The sequence below is a fragment of the Novosphingobium sp. 550D genome (genome assembly GCF_057401885.1).
Window position 1 is genome coordinate 2,639,662 of record NZ_CM171613.1, and the last position, 18,278, is coordinate 2,657,939.

Genomic DNA, 18,278 nt, shown 5'->3' on the forward strand with positions numbered 1-18,278 from the left:
CACCCCATTTACGGGATTGCAAAGGGACCGAGTCCCTTTGCCCGCCGGAGGCAAAACTCTAAACATCCGCCACCCGCGCCGCCCATTCCCGCGTGCGATACCATTTGGTGATGACATATTTCTGCCCCTTCAGCACAGGCTTGGCCGCGTGTTGGGTGTATGTGTTCACCACGCCCTCGCGATTGGCATTGTTCCATGCCAGCAACATGCCCTGGCGCGGCGCGACGCAGACGCCGACATGCATGAAATCGGTCTCGCCGCCCTCGTCGGGTTCGTTCAGGTAAATCATCGCGGTCCAACTGCGTTGCCCGCCGCATGGGATCTCTTTGCGGAAATAGGAGGAGAGGGGGGGGAACCAGTCGCAATGCCCGCGATATTCCTGACCCACGGCATAGCGTTGGCCCTGAATGGCCTCACCGAAATGCGGGTCGATTCCCATCAGGTCGTCGATCCGCCGCTCGATCATTGCAACAAAGGGATTGGCCCGGTCCACGTCGCCCGAAAAGCTGGTGCGATAGTCCTGCTGATCGCCCGGTTCAAAGGTTGCCGAAGGTCGTGCCACCTCGTCCACCAGCGTCATGAACCGATGGCATTCGGCCGGCGACAGGAAATCGGTAATCGCATACATGTCCATCGTGTCCAGCGGGACGCGATAGGCATAGGGATCGCCGTCGAGGCGCGCACGAACCGCATCACCCTGCGCAACAAGGGCATCGCGGTCTGGCGCTGGATCAGGTTTCTTCATGATGGCCGATTATGAAACAGAACAGGGCGGGGGATCAACCCCGCCCTGTCCCTTGCGACCCATTCGGGCTTTTTTACCAGAAGAAATCGTAGAGAACGTCCACCACTTCGCCGGTGTATGTATCCACCAGCATGGCGTCATCGTAATAACGCACCCATTGATAGGGGCCGTAAACCGCCGGCAGGCGATAGGTATAGGGATCGTAGATCACATAGCTCTGGCTGTAGAACAGCGGTTGCAGGAACAGACCTACGCTGAGCCGACGATAGGCATAGCCGCGATAGGGCGGGTTATAGCGTCCGACGTGAAACGCCATCCGGTTGCTGGACCGAAAACGCTGCCAGTCATACCGGTTGTCGCGCCGCCAATCCTGTGTCCAGCGGCGATAGTCACCGCGCGGCGCATTGAAGCCGCCCGGACCACGGTTGCCGTTCCAACCTTGATTATACCCGCCCGGACCGCGATTCACGCCGCCCTGCGGCCAACCCGGCGTGCCGCGCCAGCTTTCATTGCCGCCGCGCATTCCATCGCCGCGGAAACCGTCGTTACGCCCACGATCACCACGAAATTCGTCATTACGGCCCGGCTGAACATTGCGCTGGGGTTGCCCATCGCCGCGACCGTTGTTCCAGCCGCCGCCTATCGCCCCCCGATCATACCCGCGATCAGGGCCGCGCTGGCCTCCATTCCACCCACCCAGCGCGGCCGGGGCCGAAGGTGCCGCCGGAGCAGGGCGCGCCGCAGGTGCCGACGGGGCAGCATTGCCGCCGCCCCATGAGGGGCGACCACCCTGTTGCCATCCACCCGGCTGGCCACCGCCAAAACCGCCGCCCGAAGGCTGCGCCTGAGCCGGAGCGCCGCGAGGGGCCCCCATATCGCCGCCACCGCGTGCCATCGGGGCGCCGCCGCCCATGCGTTCGCCGCCCGACATTTCCGCACCGCGACCGCCGCCGCGATTGCCGCGTTCACCGCCACCATGGCCTTCCTGCGCCATCGCCTGCATCGGCATCGAAACCAGAGCCAGACCCATCGCCAGATTGGCCAGAGGGCGCATACGCCCATAAATTGTCTTCATAAGCCACCTCCCAGTCAAAGCGTTGGCCGGTCGGCATGCTTCCCATCGCATGGCCGGTGCACTTCCTGTGATCATGCGTATATCTGCTGGCCTCTGTCGGCAGTCTGAACCGCCTTGTTGGCGATCATTCATCTATAAGCAAGGGCTAATACAAAAAAGGGCGGCAAGCGCGATGCCTGCCGCCCTTTTTGTTATCGCTAAGCTACTATTAGCGCGTCAGCTTTTTGTACGAGCCGGAGCTTGCCCGGTCGGCCGCATCACCAAGGCGGCGGCGCTTGTCTTCTTCATAGGATTCAAAGTTTCCTTCGAACCATTCGACATGGCCATTGCCCTCAAAGGCGAGGATATGCGTGGCCAGACGGTCAAGGAAGAAGCGGTCGTGGCTGATGACCACGGCGCAACCGGCAAAGTTTTCGATGGCTTCTTCCAAAGCGGCCAGCGTTTCCACGTCAAGGTCGTTGGTCGGTTCGTCGAGCAGCAGCACGTTGCCGCCACGCTTCAGCATCTTGGCGATGTTGACGCGGTTGCGTTCACCGCCCGACAGCTTGCCGACGTTCTTCTGCTGATCCTGACCTTTGAAGTTGAAGGCCCCGACATAGGCGCGCGTCGACATCTCGTGCTTGTTGACGGTCATGTAATCCAGCCCGTCCGAGATTTCTTCCCAGACGTTCTTGGAATCATCAAGGTGGTCACGGCTCTGGTCAACGTAGCCGAGGCGGACGGTCGAACCGATTTCGATCGTGCCGCTGTCGGGGGTTTCCTGACCGGTGATCATCTTGAACAGCGTCGATTTACCCGCGCCGTTCGGACCGATCACGCCCACGATGCCGCCCGGCGGCAACAGGAACGAAAGGTCGTTGAACAGCACCTTGTCGCCAAAGGCCTTCGAGATGTTCTTGGCCTCGATAACCTTGCCGCCAAGGCGTTCGGGCACCTGAATGACGATCTGGGCCTTGCCGGGGGTGCGGTTTTCCTGACTGGCGACCAGTTCGTCGAACTTCTTGATACGGGCCTTGGACTTGGTCTGGCGGCCCTTGGTGCCGGCGCGGATCCATTCCAATTCGTCGTTGATCGCCTTCTGGCGGCCGGTGGCCTCGCGGTCTTCCTGCGCCAGACGCTGCGACTTCTTTTCCAGATAGGTCGAGTAATTTCCCTCATAGGGGAAGTACTTTCCGCGGTCGAGTTCGAGGATCCAGCCCACCACATTGTCAAGGAAGTAGCGGTCGTGGGTGATCATCAACACCGCGCCGTGATATTCCTTGAGGTGGTTTTCCAGCCATTCCACGCTTTCCGCGTCCAAGTGGTTGGTCGGTTCGTCGAGCAGCAGAATGTCAGGCTTCTGGATCAGCAGGCGGGTCAGCGCGATACGGCGCTTTTCACCGCCCGACAGGCTTTCCACCGACCAGTCGCTGGGCGGGCAGCGCAGCGCTTCCATCGCGATTTCAAGCTGGTTGTCGAGCGTCCAGCCATCGACCGCGTCGATCTTGCCCTGAAGATCGCCCATTTCTTCCATCAGCGCGTCGAAATCGCAATCTTCTGGCGGGTCGGCCATGATGTTGCTGATTTCGTTAAAGCGGTCCACCAGATCGGCGGTAGCGCGCGCGCCATCCTTGACGTTTTCCAGAACCGTCTTGGAATTGTCGAGCTGGGGCTCCTGCTCCAGATAGCCGACGGTGATGTTTTCACCCGGCCATGCTTCGCCCGTGAAATCAGTGTCGATCCCGGCCATGACCTTGATCAGCGTCGATTTACCCGCACCGTTGGGGCCAACGATACCGATCTTGGCGCCCTGATAGAATTGCAGGCTGATGTTGTTCAGCACCGGCTTTTGCGCGCCGGGGAAAGTTTTCGTCATGTTCTTCATGACGAAGGCATATTGGGCGGCCACGTGGCGGTCTCCGGATAAAGGAATGTGAATTTGCGCGCCGCTCTACAACCTGGGCGCGCAGTTGCCAAGCGCGCGCTTGGGCGATAGCCTGGGCCCCATGCGAAAATTCTGTAGCCTGTTGGCCTTATCCGTTGGATTGATTGCTTCTCCTGCCATGGCGGCGGGGGGCGATGCTCTCTCGATTATCACCGATTTGACCACGGATGTGGGGCAACGCCTTGGCGGCACCGATCGAGAGGCGGCAGCGCGCGATTGGGCCGTGGCGCGGTTAAAGGCTTTGGGCTTTGCCAATGTCCATGCCGAACCTTTCCCGATCAAGGGTTGGGTGCGTGGCGAGGAACGTGCCGCAATCACCGCGCCGGTTCCGCAGAAACTGGCCGTGACGGCGCTTGGCTATTCCGGGGCCACCCCGGCGCAGGGTGTGAGCGGCGAACTGGTCTATTTCCCGACACTGGACGCTCTGAAACTGGCGCCCGAAGGTTCGCTTCGGGGCAAGATCGCCTTTGTCGATCACGCGATGAAGGCGGCGCAGGATGGCGGCGGATACGGCCCGTTCGGCGCGGCCCGTCGTCAGGGGCCGACCATTGCCGCGGCCAAGGGCGCGTCGGCGCTGTTGATCCGTTCCATCGGCACCGATCATGCGCGTGATCCGCATACCGGCGTCACCCGTTTGCCGCCGCAGGGCGAGCCTTTGCCCTCGGGCGCGGTGTCCAATCCGGATGCCGATCTGATCGCGCGACTGGCCGCCAAGGGTAAGCCTCTGACCGCCAGCGTCACCTTGACCCCTCGTTTCACCGGGCAAGTGATGTCGGGCAATGTGATTGCCGAATTGCCGGGGCGTGATCCCAAACTGGCGCCGATCCTTGTTGCTTGCCATCTCGACAGCTGGGACCTGGGGCAGGGGGCGATTGATGACGCATCGGGTTGCGGCATCATCACCGCCGCCGCGCTGGAGGCCAGCAAGTCGGGCCAGCTTGCCCGCACGATCCGCGTGCTTTGGGCCGGGACCGAGGAAATGGGCGGCTTTGGCGGGCAGGCCTATGCGGCGGCCCATGGCAATGAACCCCATGCCATTGTGATGGAATCGGACACGGGCGCGGACAAGGTTTTCCGCGCGCTGTTCAAATTGTCGGCGCAGGACAAGCCCTTGGCCGAGCGCATCGGTGCCGAATTGGCCAAGATGGGCATCTATACCGGCGAGGGTACGCCCGAAGGCGGCGAGGACGTGGGCTATATCGCCCAGAAGCAGAAGTTGGCGGTCATCGACCTCAATCAGGACATGACGCGCTATTTCGACTGGCACCACACGCCCGACGATACGCTGGACAAGGTCGACCCGGTGCAATTGCAGCAGAATGTCGATGCGTGGAGCACCGTGCTGAAAATTCTGGGTTCCTATACCGGCACAATCAATCCGGCCGGATAATCACGCCCCGGCGGGCAGCGGGGGCACTTGCGCCTTTCGCTGTCCCCGGACGGCCCAATAGAGTTGCACCGATGCGCGGGGCAGCAGCGCATAGCCGACCAGATACCAAGGGTTCATGATGGCCCCCCAATAGAACGTGTCGGCCCGCGAAAACATCGCGATCATAATCGCATAGCCCCAGACCAGCAGATTGGCGAAAACGCCTTCTCGCCCGCCCAGCGAGAGCCAACCCATCAACGGCAAACTCGCCCCGAACAGCGCCCAGTGCAAAGGCAGACGTTGCAGCGGGGTGGTGTAAACCACCGCCTTCAGAAAGCCTGAAAAGCCCTGCATCGCGTGCCAGCCTTGGCTTTGAATATCATTGGGCAACCATTGCGCCATGGCCAGTTGCGCATGAATGGCCATGAACACGCCCCATGCCGCGATCAGCAGCGCCCATGCGCCGACCTCGACCCAGCGCCTGTTCCATCCGGCAAATACCATGGCCAACAAGGCAAAAGGCAGCGCCAGTTCGCGGATAAACAGGCCCGCGCCCAGCACCGGCACGACATACCACCATTGGCGCGGCCAACCGATGATCCCGGCAAAGGCGACCGTGATGCACAGGCCCGCGGGATATTCCTGCAACGCCATCAACCAGTCCGAGGACACCGCCGTCCCCCCCGCCGCCACCGCAGCGCCAGCCAGAAAACGCTCGATCCCGGTCAATCGCCCTTCATGCGCGATGGCCCAGGTGAAGATCGCGGCCACCAGCATCAGGATGCAGAGCTTTTGAAAACCCTTCCACCCGATAAAGGCGGCGATTTCCATTTCCGTGGGCGGGCGCATCGTTACAAAGGGTTTAAGCGGATAGTGATGCGCGCGATGCAATTCGGCGGCGGCCTGATGATAGGGCTTTCCCTTGGCCACTTCGGCGGCAATGTCGTGATACAGGCGCGCGTCGGTATATCCGCCCTTTTTCGCGGTCTTGATCGGCGGGGGCGTGACCGAAAAACACCATGCGGTCGTTGCAAGGACAAGCAAAGCGAACAGGATCGCGGCGGGGCGGGGAAGGAGAGCTATCACGCGCTCTCCTTTGGACAATCCGATTACGGATGCAAGTGCCAAGCGAATAAGTGGAGTTACCTAAACGCCGATAAGGGGTGATTTGGCGAGGGCCATATTATCAGCGCATCACACGAAACATCGGAATCAATAAGGGGACGCTTGCGTGCTTTCCGGCGATGGTTTTTCCGGCACGGCCAATTCCGGCAGGGCTTTTTTCGGTGGTAATTCAACCGCAAACAGCCTCCGGCAAAAGCTGGTCTTCTGTCTTGGCGCTCTGGCATTGGTCAGTGTGGTGCAGGTGTCGGCGGCAACTTTCCTGCATTATCGGCTCTATGCCGCCAATCAGGCGTTGAGCGCGGCGGCCGGGTCGGCTGGCGGTGTGGATTGGTTGATCATGGCGGCGGTGATCACAACACTGATCACCATTGCGGTGGGTGCCGCGACGCTGTGGTGGGCATGGACTTTTGTGTCGAGCGCGATTGTTGATCCTGTCTCGCATCTGGCCGAAAGGTTGAACGCGATGGCGGCGGGCGACTATGGCGTGGCGCTGGAAGGCGACAATCAGGGCGATGAAGTGGCGCAAATGTACGCCGCCGCTGCCGTCTTTCGCGAAACCGCCTTGGCCAAAGTTGATGCCGATGATCAGCAGAAAATGGTTGTACGCGCCCTGACCGAAGGTTTGGACAAGCTGGCCGGACAGGATCTGGAGTTTCGCATCGAAACGCCTTTCCCGCCTGAATATGAACAATTGCGCGTCAATTTCAATCTGGCGCTGGTGTCTTTGGCCAAGGCCATCGGGTCGGTGCGCGTGGGCGCGGCCAGCGTCATGGAATCCATTCAGGACATCCGCAGCGCCAGCGACGATATGGCCCATCGCAACACGCAGCAGGCCGCCACGTTGGAAGAAACCGCCGCCGCAATGAGCCAGGTTACCGATGGCGTACAGGAAACCGCGACCCGCGCGACCGAGGTGCAGCGATCCATTGCCGAAACCTGCGCACAGGGCGATGAAGGGGCCGGCGTCATCACCCGCGCCATCGACGCCATGGCCGCGCTGGAAAGTTCGGCCACCGAAATCGGCAAGATTGTGGGCGTAATCGACGGCATCGCGTTCCAGACCAACCTGCTCGCTTTGAATGCAGGCGTAGAGGCCGCGCGTGCGGGCGAGGCGGGCAAAGGCTTTGCCGTGGTTGCCGCCGAAGTGCGCGCTCTGGCCCAGCGCAGCGCGGATGCGGCCAAGAATATCGGCCACCTGATCCATGATTCGACCGATCAGGTTGCCGGCGGTGTCGTGCTGGTGCGCGAAACGGGCGATCTCTTGCGCCTTATTCTGGGGCGAGTGGGTCAGATCAACGAAGTCATCACCGAAATTGCCACCAGCGCCGAATTACAGGCCCAAAACATCCATCAGGTTAACAATGCCGTGGGCGAATTGGACCGCGTGACCCAAAAGAATGCCGCCATGGTCGAACAGACCACCGCCGCGACGCGCGATCTGGCCAATGAGGCTGAACAACTGTCCACGCTGGTGCGCGCATTTCGCACGCGCGAGATTGAAACACGCCAGAATTCAAAAGCCAAATCCACCGCAAGGCGGATCAGCAACGCGGCGGAACGTCCCTTTATGCCCATTACCGGCAATCTGGCATTGAACCCTACGCCAACGCCGACCAATGATGATTGGAGCGAATTCTAAATCGCGCAGGGCCGGACCGGTCATCGGCCCTAATTCCCGCAATCACTGTAAAATTTACCGACATTTTACGTCTCATCCCTAATCCATGCTCAAAGCCCGCCTGATGGCTGGCGCATAATTGAGCAGGCCGATGATTCGTCTTTTCAAACATTACATCCCCCATTCGGTCATTCTGTTGGGTTTGATTGATCTGGTGCTGCTGATGATTTCGGCGGATTTTGCCTGGCGTTTGCGGGCGGACCAATTGGGCATGCCGCCGGAAAGTTTTGAAACGCGGCTTCAACCACTGATCGCTTTTGCATTGGTGATGTTGATGGCGATGATCGCGGTGGGCGTTTACGGCGCCGATGCGCTGCGTTCGGTGCGCTTTGCCTCGGCGCGGTTGCTGGTGGCGGTGTCGCTGGGCGTGATCGGTTTGGCGCTGTTCAATTCGATGTTCACCAGCCAGATTTTTTGGCGTTCGACCCTGTTCTACGCGATGCTGGGTTCGATCGTGATGCTGGTGATGAACCGGCTGATTGTGGGCGGAATTTTGGGCACTTCGGCGTTCCGTCGACGGGTGCTGGTGCTGGGGGCGGGTCTGCGCGCCCAACGCCTGCGTGAATTGGGTGATCGCCCCGAAAGCGGCTTTGCCATCGTCGGCTATGTCGCGATGAGCGAAGCAACCCCCGTGGTCGAAGAAGCGATCCCGCGCACCGCGATCCACAATCTGAAGCGCCATGTCGAAAACCTTGGCGTGTCCGAGGTCGTGCTGGCGCTGGAAGAACGCCGCAATGCGCTCCCGCTCAAGGATCTGTTGCGGATCAAGACGGCGGGTGTCCACGTCAATGACTTCTCCAGCTTTATGGAGCGCGAGACGGGCCGCGTCGATCTGGACACGGTGAACCCCAGTTGGTTTATCTTCTCGGACGGCTTTTCCTCTGGCCGCGCCTTTTCCAGCGCAGCCAAGCGGATCTTTGACGTGATCGTCAGCCTTGTACTCCTGCTGCTGACCGCGCCCATTATCCTGATTTTCGCCGCGCTGGTAAAACTGGACAGCAAAGGCCCCGCCTTCTTCCGCCAACGCCGCGTCGGCCTTTATGGCCAGAATTTCGATGTGATCAAATTGCGCTCCATGCGTTTGGACGCAGAGGTCAATGGCGCGCAATTTGCCGCCAAGAATGACCCTCGCGTCACCCGCATCGGCAATTTCATCCGCAAGGTCCGCATCGACGAATTGCCCCAGACGTGGAGCGTTCTCAAAGGCGAGATGAGCTTTGTCGGCCCGCGCCCGGAACGCCCCGAATTCGTCTCCGATCTGGAAGACAAGCTGTCCTATTATGCCGAGCGGCACATGGTCAAACCGGGCATCACCGGATGGGCACAGGTCAACTATCCCTATGGTGCCAGCCTTGAGGATTCGCGCAACAAGCTGGAATATGACCTTTATTACGTCAAGAATTACACGCCTTTCCTCGACATCCTGATCATCCTTCAAACGCTGCGCGTGGTCCTCTGGCACGAAGGGGCGCGGTAAGATGGCGGCTGGCCCCAGCCTGTGGGACTGGGTGTCCAACGCCAGCCATGTGGCCGGCGCATGCGCCGCGATTACCGTGGCCGTCAGCCTTTGGGGACAGCGCGAACGCTACAGCGGCGCGGGAAAGGCCATTGTCGCCGCCCTGGTGATGACTGCGCTGTGGTGCCTTGCCGTGGCGGCCGAGGGCGAACTCAGCCTTGTCGCGCAGGGGCTGATGGGCCTGCGCAATCTGACCTATCTTTGGGCCACCTATGCCATGTTCGCCAGCGATGGACGGCACACCAGCCTGGCCGAGGTCGGGCCGGTGGTGGCGGCGCTGTGTCTGGTCGATATTCTGGTGCCGACGGTGCAATTCATCGAGCATCGGATCAACCCGGCGCTGCTTAATGAAGTGGCGCTGTATCAATTGAACATCATGCTGGCGATGCTGGGCGTGGTGGGGTCGTTGGTGCTGGTCCACAACCTCTATGCCAGCGCGTCGAGCAGTTCGCGCCAGATGTTGCGCTGGCCCGCTTTGGCGCTGGCGGCGGTGTGGGTGTTCGAACTCAACCTGTTCACGGTCGCCTATCTGGCCAAACATTGGCCGGTCGAACTGGCCTCGCTTCATGGGCTGCTCGATGTGGGCTTTGCGGGCATTCTGGCGCTGGGCGCGATGAAGGGGCGGGAACCGCTGCGCCTGAAACCTTCGCGGACGGTGACGTTTCAATCGATGTCGCTGATCGTGATCGGCGGCTATTTTATCGCCATGATCGCGATTGCCCGTTGGCTGGCCAATGCGGGCGGCGAATTGGGGCGTTGGTGGCAATTCAGCTTCCTGATCGCGTCGATTTCGGCGGCGGCGCTGCTGCTGCCTTCGCGGCGCCTGCGCGGTTGGATGCGGGTGATGTTCACCAAGCATTTCTTTCAGCACCGCTATGACTATCGCGAGGAATGGCTCCGCTTTGCCCGCACCATCGGGGGGCAGGGCAAGGATGCCGCCCCATTGCACCAGCGCGCGGTACAGGCGATGGCCGATATTACCGACAGCCCGGCGGGCCTGCTGTTGACGCCCGATGAAACGGGCGAATTGGTGCTGGCCGCGCGTTGGCAATGGTCGACCGCCGATGTTCCGGCCCAAGCCATGGGGTTGGCCGCCGCCCACTTCCTTTCCGCCAGCGACCATATCGTTGATCTGGATACCGTGCGCGCGGGCGCGCCGGGAACCGAGATCATGGGCATCCCCGATTGGCTGCGTGAGGAAAGCCGCGCATGGGCCATCGTCCCGCTTCAGCATAATGGGCGTTTGGTGGGCGTGGTCATCCTGGCCCGTCCGCCGCAGGATCGCCAACTCGACTGGGAGGATTTCGACGTTTTGCGCGTTGTGGCCCAACAGATCGGCACCTATCTGGCCGAGCATCTGGGGCAACAGGCCTTGGCCGAGGCGGCGCGTTTCGATGAATTCCATCGCCGCATCGCCTTTGTCATGCATGACATCAAGAACCTGTCGAGCCAGCTTGCCCTGTTGGCCCGCAACGCCGAGCGTCATGCGGAAAATCCGGCCTTTCGCGCTGATATGCTGGTTACTTTGCGTAACTCATCCGACAAGCTTAACCATCTGGTCGCCCGCCTGTCGCGTTATGGTTCCAGCACGGTGGACAAGGTCGAGCCGGTTGAGGTGGGCGAATTGGCCCAGCAATTGGCCGAGACTTTCCGCGTGAGGCACAATGTTCAGGTGATCGAGCGCGACGAATGCACCATCGCGGGCCAGCGTCACAGTATCGAACAGATCTTGACCCATCTGATCCAGAACGCCGTGGATGCCAGCGCGCCCGAAATGCCGGTGTTTGTTTCGATCACCGGCGACGGGCTGTTTTGTCGGATCGAGATTGACGATTCCGGGCATGGCATGGCGCCGGAATTTGTCCGCAACCGCCTGTTCAAACCCTTTGATTCCTCGAAACCCGGCGGTTTTGGCATTGGCGCCTATGAAGCGCGCGAATTGGTCCGAGCGATGCACGGGCGGTTGGACGTGGAGAGCCGCGAAGGGATCGGCACACGCTTCATCATCCGTCTGCCTTTGGCCAGCGCGGCCGAAATCTTGAAAACTCTGGATAATGAAACAAAGGTTGCCTGAAATGAGTGAGACGCGCCCCAAATTGCTGGTCGTCGAGGACGATCCGGGTCTGCAGGCGCAGCTCAAATGGGCCTATGAGGATTTCGACGTGATCGTCGCCGGCGACAGGGCCAGCGCAATGGCGGCTCTGCGTTCCGAGGAGCCGGCGGTGGTGACGCTCGACCTTGGCCTGCCGCCCGACCCGGATGGCACCAGCGAGGGCTTTGCGGTGCTGGACGAAATCATGGCGTTGAAACCCGACACCAAGATCATCGTGGCCAGCGGCCATGGCGCGCGGGAAAGTGCGTTGCAGGCGATCGAGCGCGGGGCTTATGATTTCTATCAAAAGCCGATGGATTTTGACGAAATGGCGCTGATCGTGCGCCGGGCCTATCGGCTGTATCGGTTGGAGGCCGAAAACCGCCAGCTTGCCTCACGCGCGGGCAAGGATAATCGCGTGCTGGGCACGATGATTACCGCGGCGCCGGAAATGCTGCGGGTTGCGCGCACGATTGAACGCGTGGCGGGCACGAATGTGTCGGTCATGCTGCTGGGCGCCAGCGGAACGGGCAAGGAATTGCTGGCCCGCGGCCTGCATGAGACCAGCGGGCGGGCAGGGGCCTTTGTCGCGATCAATTGCGCGGCCATCCCGGAAAACCTTCTCGAATCCGAATTGTTCGGCCATGAGAAGGGCGCCTTTACCGGGGCCATCAAGACCACCGAGGGCAAGATCGAGCAGGCCCATGGCGGCACGCTGTTCCTGGACGAAGTGGGCGATATTCCCTTTGCGCTTCAGGTCAAATTGCTGCGGTTTTTGCAGGAACGGGTGATCGAGCGGATCGGTGGACGGCGCTCAATCGCGGTCGACACTCGTATTGTTTGCGCGACTCATCAGAACCTTGAGGCCATGATCATCGATGGCCGGTTTCGCGAAGATCTGTGGTACCGACTGGCCGAAATCGTGGTGAAAATACCTTCTCTGTCGGAACGTCCCGGCGATGCGGGACTGTTGGCCAAGGCCTTCCTTGTACGTTTTGCCAAAGAAATGAACCCGCAGGTCAAAGGCTTTGCGCCTGATGCTCTGGCGGCGATGGACGCATGGAATTGGCCCGGTAATGTCCGCGAACTGGAAAACCGGATAAAGCGCGCCGTCATTATGGCCGATGGCAAACTGGTCCATGCCGGTGATCTTGATCTGGCCGCGCCGGGGGCCGAGGAGGATTTTCCGCTCAACCTGAAATCGGCGCGGGAAATGACCGATCGGCGCGTGATCCGCCATGCTCTGGCGCGTAGCGAAGGGAATATATCGTCGACCGCCAAGCTGCTCGGTATCAGCCGTCCGACGCTTTATGATTTGCTGAAACAGTATGACATGCAGAATTGATGAAAAGATGTACCATATCGTACAATTTTTCGTCTGCGATTTCGATTGTCCGAAATGAAAAAGGGCGGCCCGAAAGCCGCCCTTCCTCTCCCATTTTTTCTTCCGCCGCCCGATTTGCACAGAAAGTGCGGGGCTTCAATGGCGGCGCAGCACTCACCGGGTAATTTGCCGCCTATTGTGGCAAACGAACCACACTGGCACCCTTTGTTCGAGATTAACCTTCTTCCCGCCGGTTCAACCGAACCGAGGCCCAAAGCGCCGCGCCGATAAGAACGGCACCGATCAGACCCGTCACGGTTTCAGGAATTTCGACCAGCGCCGAACCCAACATGATCGCCGCCAGCGCAATGATCGCCCAAAATGCGCCATGTTCGAGGAAGGCATATTCCGACAGCGTGCCTTGTTCGACCAGCATCACCGTTAACGAACGCACAAAGATTGCGCCGATCGACAGGCCCAGCGCGATGATCACCATATTGTTCGACAAGGCAAAAGCACCGATCACGCCATCAAGGCTGAACGAGGAATCGAGCACGTTGAGATAGAGGAAGCCACCAAGCCCCGACCGTACAGCGGTCCCAGCCAGCGCGCGCGCCGCCTCACGGCTTTCCAGATAATGGCCCAGCCCTTCCACCGCGATGAAGGTGATGATGCCGAAGATGCCCGACACCAGCAAAGTATAGGCCTCGTCCGCGGGCAGCCAGCGTCCGATCACGACAAGGGCCAGCAGCAAAAGTGCCACTTCGCCCGCCTTGATCGACCCGACCAGTTTCAACCGCACCTCGACCCAGCGCAGCCAATGGGTTTCCTTGTCCGGATCGATGAAAAAGCCGAGGCCCACCATCGCCAGAAACGCCCCGCCAAAGCCCGCAATCGGAATATGGGCATGGCGCATGATCGCCTCATATTGCGCGGGTTGGTTGAGCGAGAGATGGATCGCCTCAATCGGCCCAAGCCCGGCAGTCAGCCCCACGATCAGCAGCGGAAAAGCCACACGCGTCCCGAACACCGCAAACAACATGCCCCATGTCAAAAAGCGCTTGCGCCAGATGAGGTCCATGTCTTTTAGAACGGCGGCATTGACCACGGCATTGTCGAAAGACAGCGACACTTCAAGTACGGCCAGCACCAGCACGACCCAGAGCATGCCGCCCACCGCCGAAACCGATCCGGTGTCATTCCACCCATAGGCCGCGGCCAGCGCCAGACAGACCGCGGAAAAGATCAGCGATCCGCTGAAATGGCGAAAAAATTGAGCCACTTGAGAATTACTCCGAAGGATTAGGATTTGGGCTGATAGGTTTGTTCGATGCCGGGAAAACTGCGCTCGCGCACTTCCTGGGCGTAATGGGCGGCAGCGTCGGCAATCAATGTTGCGACATCGGCATAGCGTTTGACAAAGCGGGGAACACGCTCGAACATCCCCAGCATGTCCTCGGTCACAAGGACTTGCCCATCACATTGCGCCGATCCGCCAATGCCGATGACCGGGCATGCGACCGCCTGTGTGACGGCGATGGCCAAAGGTTCCACCACGCCCTCCACCACAATGGCAAAGGCGCCCGCATCGGCCAGAGCGCGTGCGTCGCCAACGATCTTTTCGGCTTCCGCCTCGCTGCGTCCGCGCGCGCCATAGCCGCCGAGCTGGTTCACCGCCTGCGGCGTCAGGCCGATATGGCCCATCACCGGAATGCCGCGTTGCGAAAGGAACGCGACCGTTTCGGCCATGGCGACGCCGCCTTCCAGCTTGACGCCCGCGCATCCCGTTTCGCGCAGGACGCGTGATGCCGTTTCAAATGCCTGCACAGGTGACGCTTCATACGTGCCAAAGGGCAGGTCAACGATCACCGCCGCATGCCAGCTGCCCCGGACGACCGCCGCCCCATGGGCCACCATCATGTCCAGCGTAACGGGCAGGGACGAGGGCAGGCCATAAATGACCTGGCCCAGCGAATCGCCCACCAGCAAAAGGTCGCAATGCGCGTCGAGCAATTGGGCCTGGCGCGCCGTATAGGCCGTCAGCATCACCACAGGATCGGCGGTGACGCCGTCCACTTTACGTTGGCGTATGGCCGGAATGGTCAGGCGGCGCATCGGCGCGGGCGTGGGATGGGCCCGGCTGGTGGCCGTATCGATCTGAAAGGTCGTAGACATGGCGCCGCTTCTAGCCCGCCAAGCCCCAAAGGGTAAAGCGCGATGAATGACCTGTTCATAAAGCGCGAAGCGGGTGACAGGCGATCCGCTTTGAGGCAAGGTGGTTCATCAGACGGGGGACTACGCATAATCCGCCCTTGCGAATGTTGCGCGATCCGTTAATTTTCTTTCCCATTGCTTATTGCGTTCAGGGGAACTGCATGTTCGGTCGCGTCAAGCCGTTGGATGCCATATTGGCCACGGCTGAGAAAAAATCACTTCATCGCTCGCTGGGCGCCTTTCAATTGACCATGCTGGGTGTTGGCGCGGTGATCGGGACGGGTATCTTCGTTCTGACCGCCGAAGCCGCACAAAAGGCTGGCCCCGGCATGATGATCAGCTTCATCATCGCTGGTCTTGTCTGCGCCGTGGCCGCGCTGTGCTATGCCGAAATGGCCAGCATGGTGCCGGTTTCCGGCTCTGCTTATACTTATTCCTATGCCGTGATGGGCGAATTGGTCGCCTGGATGGTGGGCTGGGCGCTTATTCTGGAATATGCCGTGGCCGCTGGTGCGGTTTCGGTCGGGTGGTCGGGCTATGTCGTGGGCCTGATCGAGCATGCTTTCCATATCGATATTCCCGATATGCTGGTGCGTGGCCCCTATGACGGCGGCGTGGTAAACCTGCCGGCAATGTTGATTGCTTCGCTGGTGACATGGCTGCTGGTGATCGGGACGAAGGAAAGCGCGTCGGTCAACGCCGTGCTGGTGGCCATCAAAATCACCGCGCTGACGCTGTTTGTGGCGCTGTCGGTTCCGGTCATCAAGATGCAGAATTTCGATCCTTTTGCTCCGCTCGGCTTTGCGGGTATCGGCGCGGCTGCGGCGTCGATCTTCTTTGCCTATGTGGGTTTTGACGCGGTTTCCACCGCCGCCGAAGAAACCAAGAACCCCCAGCGCAACATGCCGATCGGCCTGATCGGCAGCCTTGCGATCTGCACGATCTTCTATCTGCTGGTGGCCTCTGGCGTGATCGGTTCGGTCGGCGCACAGCCCGTGTTCGGGCCCGGTGGCGTTGAACTGGAACCCGGCAGCCGTGAATTGAGCGCCGCCTGTTCGGCCGTTGGCGATCAGGCCGTTGTCTGTTCCAAGGAAGCACTGGCATGGACGCTGCGCACGATCGGCTGGCCCCAGATCGGTAATCTGGTTGGTCTTGCCGCCGGCCTTGCTTTGCCCTCGGTTATCCTGATGATGATGTTCGGCCAGACCCGCATCTTCTTCGTGATGAGCCGTGACGGCCTGCTGCCCGAAGTCTTTTCGCGCATCCACCCCAAGTTCAACACGCCCCACGTGATCACGATCATCACCGGCGTGTTTGTGGCTCTGTTCTCGGCCTTTTTCCCGGTCGGTCTGCTGGCCAATATTTCTAACTCGGGCACGCTGTTTGCCTTTGCGGCCGTTTCGATTGCCGTGATGGTCATTCGCAAGAAAGACCCGCATCGTCATCGCCCGTTCCGCACTCCGGCGCTGTTTGTCACGGCGCCGTTGTCGTTTTTGGGCTGCCTTTATCTGTTCTACAAGCTGGACGTGAAGAGCCAGATGCTGTTCGGGATTTGGGGCCTGATCGGTCTGGTGGTCTATTTCACTTATAGCCGCAGCCGTTCCTATGTCGGTCGCGGGATCATCGATGTTCATGAAGATGACGCCGATGCGCCGGATCTTCCGGTGCCGCCGCTTCCGGGCGTTGATTAAAAGAAAGGGCGGCCTGATCGGGCCGCCCTTTTTGATTCCGGGGTGTGCGGTGTTTTACACCGCTTCCAACGCATAACCTGCCGAGCGGACGGTGCGGACAGGGTCAACCGCGCCTTCCAACTCGATACCCTTGCGCAACCTGCGGATATGGACGTCCACGGTGCGCAATTCGATATCGCTGTCTGTGCCCCATACCGCGTCCAGCAATTGCCCGCGCGAAAACACGCGGCCCGGATGCTCCATAAAGAATTTCAACAGGCGGAATTCCGTCGGCCCCAGCGCCAGGATGGTCCCCTTGCGCGTCACCTTATGCGCGGTGGCGTCCAGCGTCAGGTCGCCCACCGTGATCTGTTCCCCGGCCAGAGCGGGGCGGATGCGGCGCATGATGGCCGAAACGCGTGCGATCAATTCGCGGGGGCTGAACGGTTTGGTGATGTAATCATCGGCGCCGGTTTCAAGGCCGCGGATCATGTCATCCTCGGCCCCGCGCGCGGTCAGCATGATGATCGGCACATGTGCGGTCGCCTTGTCACGGCGCAACCGGCGGCAAACCTCGATCCCGCTGGTGCCCTCGATCATCCAGTCGAGCAGGACCAGATCGGGCGCCTCTTCGGCGGCCAGCAACAGCGCTTCGTCGCCATCGGGCGTTGAAAGGACGGTATAGCCCTCCGCCTGAAAGCGAAATTCGAGCAGTTCCGCCAGCGCCGGATCATCTTCTACCAGCAAGAGCCGGGGTTGTTTCATGGTTGCCCCCTGATACCTTCTAAAAAGAGGTTAGTTTTCCGGACGTTCCAGCCGGTCGACCACATATTCAGCGGTGGCCGCGAAATAGACCTGTTCGGCAATATTGGTGGCGTGATCGCCGATCCGTTCAATATTGCGCGCAATGAACAGCAGATGTGCCGCAGAGGTGATGGTGGAGGGATTCTCCATCATGAAAGACACCATGTTGCGGAAAATGCTGTCATAAAAAGCATCCACGCGGGCGTCGCGCTCAATCACATCCACCGCCAGCGAGGGATCGCGCGCCGCAAAGGCGGTCAGCACGTCATGCACCATTTCACCTGCGATTTCGGCCATGGCCGGGATCAGTGTCTGCGTTTCGGAATTGAGCCTGCCTTCGATCCGTGACACCCGCTTGGCGATGTTTTTGGCATAGTCGCCAATGCGTTCCAGAATGCCCGCGATCTTGAGCGCGGCCAGCACTTCGCGCAAATCATCCGCTACCGGCGCACGCAAAGCGATGATTTTGACAGCAAGGCGGTCAACCTCGGCCTCAAGCCGGTCGATCCTTTTATCCCGCTCAATGACCTGCGCGGCCAGCTCCAGTGACCGCTTGGTGAGCGCTTCGACCGATTCCCCAATCGCCAGTTCGGCCAGACCGCCCATTTCGGCGATCAGCCCACGCAGCGTGGTGATTTCTTCGTCAAAGGCTTTGACCGTATGTTCTGCCACTGGACGCAATTCCCTGTTCAAGCTGTGATGGATGCCTTGTCACATATGTGTAACAAGGTTGGAAGCTTTC

The 18,278-nt window shown here is 60.4% G+C and carries 14 protein-coding genes; 6 read left to right on the forward strand and 8 right to left on the reverse strand.

Annotated features, from left to right (window positions below; translation table 11 throughout):
• Nucleotides 1–58: 58 nt before the first annotated feature.
• The 3 genes from AC2S2E_RS12520 to ettA all read right to left on the reverse strand — a co-directional run bounded on the left by AC2S2E_RS12520 (nt 59) and on the right by ettA (nt 3,708).
• Nucleotides 59–745: a prolyl hydroxylase family protein gene (locus AC2S2E_RS12520; RefSeq protein WP_476103743.1), complete on the reverse strand. Its 687-nt coding sequence runs from the start codon at nt 743–745 to the stop codon at nt 59–61.
• A gap of 73 nt (nt 746–818) precedes the next feature.
• Nucleotides 819–1,820: an RcnB family protein gene (locus tag AC2S2E_RS12525; protein WP_486522554.1), complete on the reverse strand. Its 1,002-nt coding sequence runs from the start codon at nt 1,818–1,820 to the stop codon at nt 819–821.
• 208 nt (nt 1,821–2,028) lie between these two features.
• Nucleotides 2,029–3,708, reverse strand: coding sequence for an energy-dependent translational throttle protein EttA (ettA, locus tag AC2S2E_RS12530; RefSeq protein ID WP_476103739.1), 1,680 nt, complete (start codon nt 3,706–3,708; stop codon nt 2,029–2,031).
• A gap of 154 nt (nt 3,709–3,862) precedes the next feature.
• Between ettA and AC2S2E_RS12535 the strand changes: the two genes are divergently transcribed.
• Complete coding sequence (locus AC2S2E_RS12535) at nt 3,863–5,134, forward strand: M28 family peptidase (protein ID WP_486522555.1); 1,272 nt, start codon at nt 3,863–3,865, stop codon at nt 5,132–5,134.
• Here the strand turns inward: AC2S2E_RS12535 and AC2S2E_RS12540 are convergent, their stop codons facing one another.
• Entirely contained in the window at nt 5,135–6,199 is a 1,065-nt protein-coding gene (locus AC2S2E_RS12540; RefSeq protein ID WP_486522556.1) for a hypothetical protein, read from the reverse strand. It lies immediately after the preceding gene.
• Nucleotides 6,200–6,344: 145 nt separating this feature from the next.
• On the opposite strand from AC2S2E_RS12540, the gene AC2S2E_RS12545 reads away from it, so the two are divergent.
• The 4 genes from AC2S2E_RS12545 (at nt 6,345) to prsR (ending at nt 12,869) form a co-directional block, all read left to right on the forward strand.
• A complete protein-coding gene (locus AC2S2E_RS12545; RefSeq protein WP_486522557.1) occupies nt 6,345–7,877 on the forward strand; it encodes a methyl-accepting chemotaxis protein in 1,533 nt (510 codons plus the stop codon).
• Between the two features lie 130 nt (nt 7,878–8,007).
• A complete protein-coding gene (locus AC2S2E_RS12550) occupies nt 8,008–9,393 on the forward strand; it encodes a TIGR03013 family XrtA/PEP-CTERM system glycosyltransferase (protein WP_486522558.1) in 1,386 nt (461 codons plus the stop codon).
• 1 nt (nt 9,394) lies between these two features.
• Complete coding sequence (gene prsK, locus AC2S2E_RS12555) at nt 9,395–11,506, forward strand: XrtA/PEP-CTERM system histidine kinase PrsK (RefSeq protein WP_486522559.1); 2,112 nt, start codon at nt 9,395–9,397, stop codon at nt 11,504–11,506.
• A gap of 1 nt (nt 11,507) precedes the next feature.
• On the forward strand, nt 11,508–12,869 hold the full coding sequence (prsR, locus tag AC2S2E_RS12560; protein ID WP_486522560.1) for a PEP-CTERM-box response regulator transcription factor: 1,362 nt from the start codon (nt 11,508–11,510) through the stop codon (nt 12,867–12,869).
• A 214-nt stretch (nt 12,870–13,083) separates the two neighbouring features.
• Here prsR and AC2S2E_RS12565 read toward each other — a convergent pair whose 3' ends face one another.
• Nucleotides 13,084–14,130 (reverse strand): DUF475 domain-containing protein, encoded by a 1,047-nt coding sequence (locus AC2S2E_RS12565; RefSeq protein ID WP_486522561.1) that lies wholly within the window; start codon nt 14,128–14,130, stop codon nt 13,084–13,086.
• 20 nt (nt 14,131–14,150) lie between these two features.
• Nucleotides 14,151–15,023: a 3-methyl-2-oxobutanoate hydroxymethyltransferase gene (gene panB / locus AC2S2E_RS12570; protein WP_486522562.1), complete on the reverse strand. Its 873-nt coding sequence runs from the start codon at nt 15,021–15,023 to the stop codon at nt 14,151–14,153.
• 200 nt (nt 15,024–15,223) lie between these two features.
• Here panB and AC2S2E_RS12575 point away from each other — a divergent pair, with 200 nt between their 5' ends.
• A complete protein-coding gene (locus AC2S2E_RS12575; protein WP_486522563.1) occupies nt 15,224–16,753 on the forward strand; it encodes an amino acid permease in 1,530 nt (509 codons plus the stop codon).
• A 54-nt stretch (nt 16,754–16,807) separates the two neighbouring features.
• Here AC2S2E_RS12575 and phoB read toward each other — a convergent pair whose 3' ends face one another.
• The gene (gene phoB / locus AC2S2E_RS12580; protein WP_168605257.1) at nt 16,808–17,497 is read right to left on the reverse strand and encodes a phosphate regulon transcriptional regulator PhoB; all 690 of its coding nucleotides are present in this window, start codon (nt 17,495–17,497) and stop codon (nt 16,808–16,810) included.
• A gap of 30 nt (nt 17,498–17,527) precedes the next feature.
• Nucleotides 17,528–18,208, reverse strand: a complete 681-nt coding sequence (phoU, locus tag AC2S2E_RS12585; RefSeq protein ID WP_476103718.1) for a phosphate signaling complex protein PhoU — start codon at nt 18,206–18,208, stop codon at nt 17,528–17,530.
• Nucleotides 18,209–18,278 lie beyond the last annotated feature (70 nt).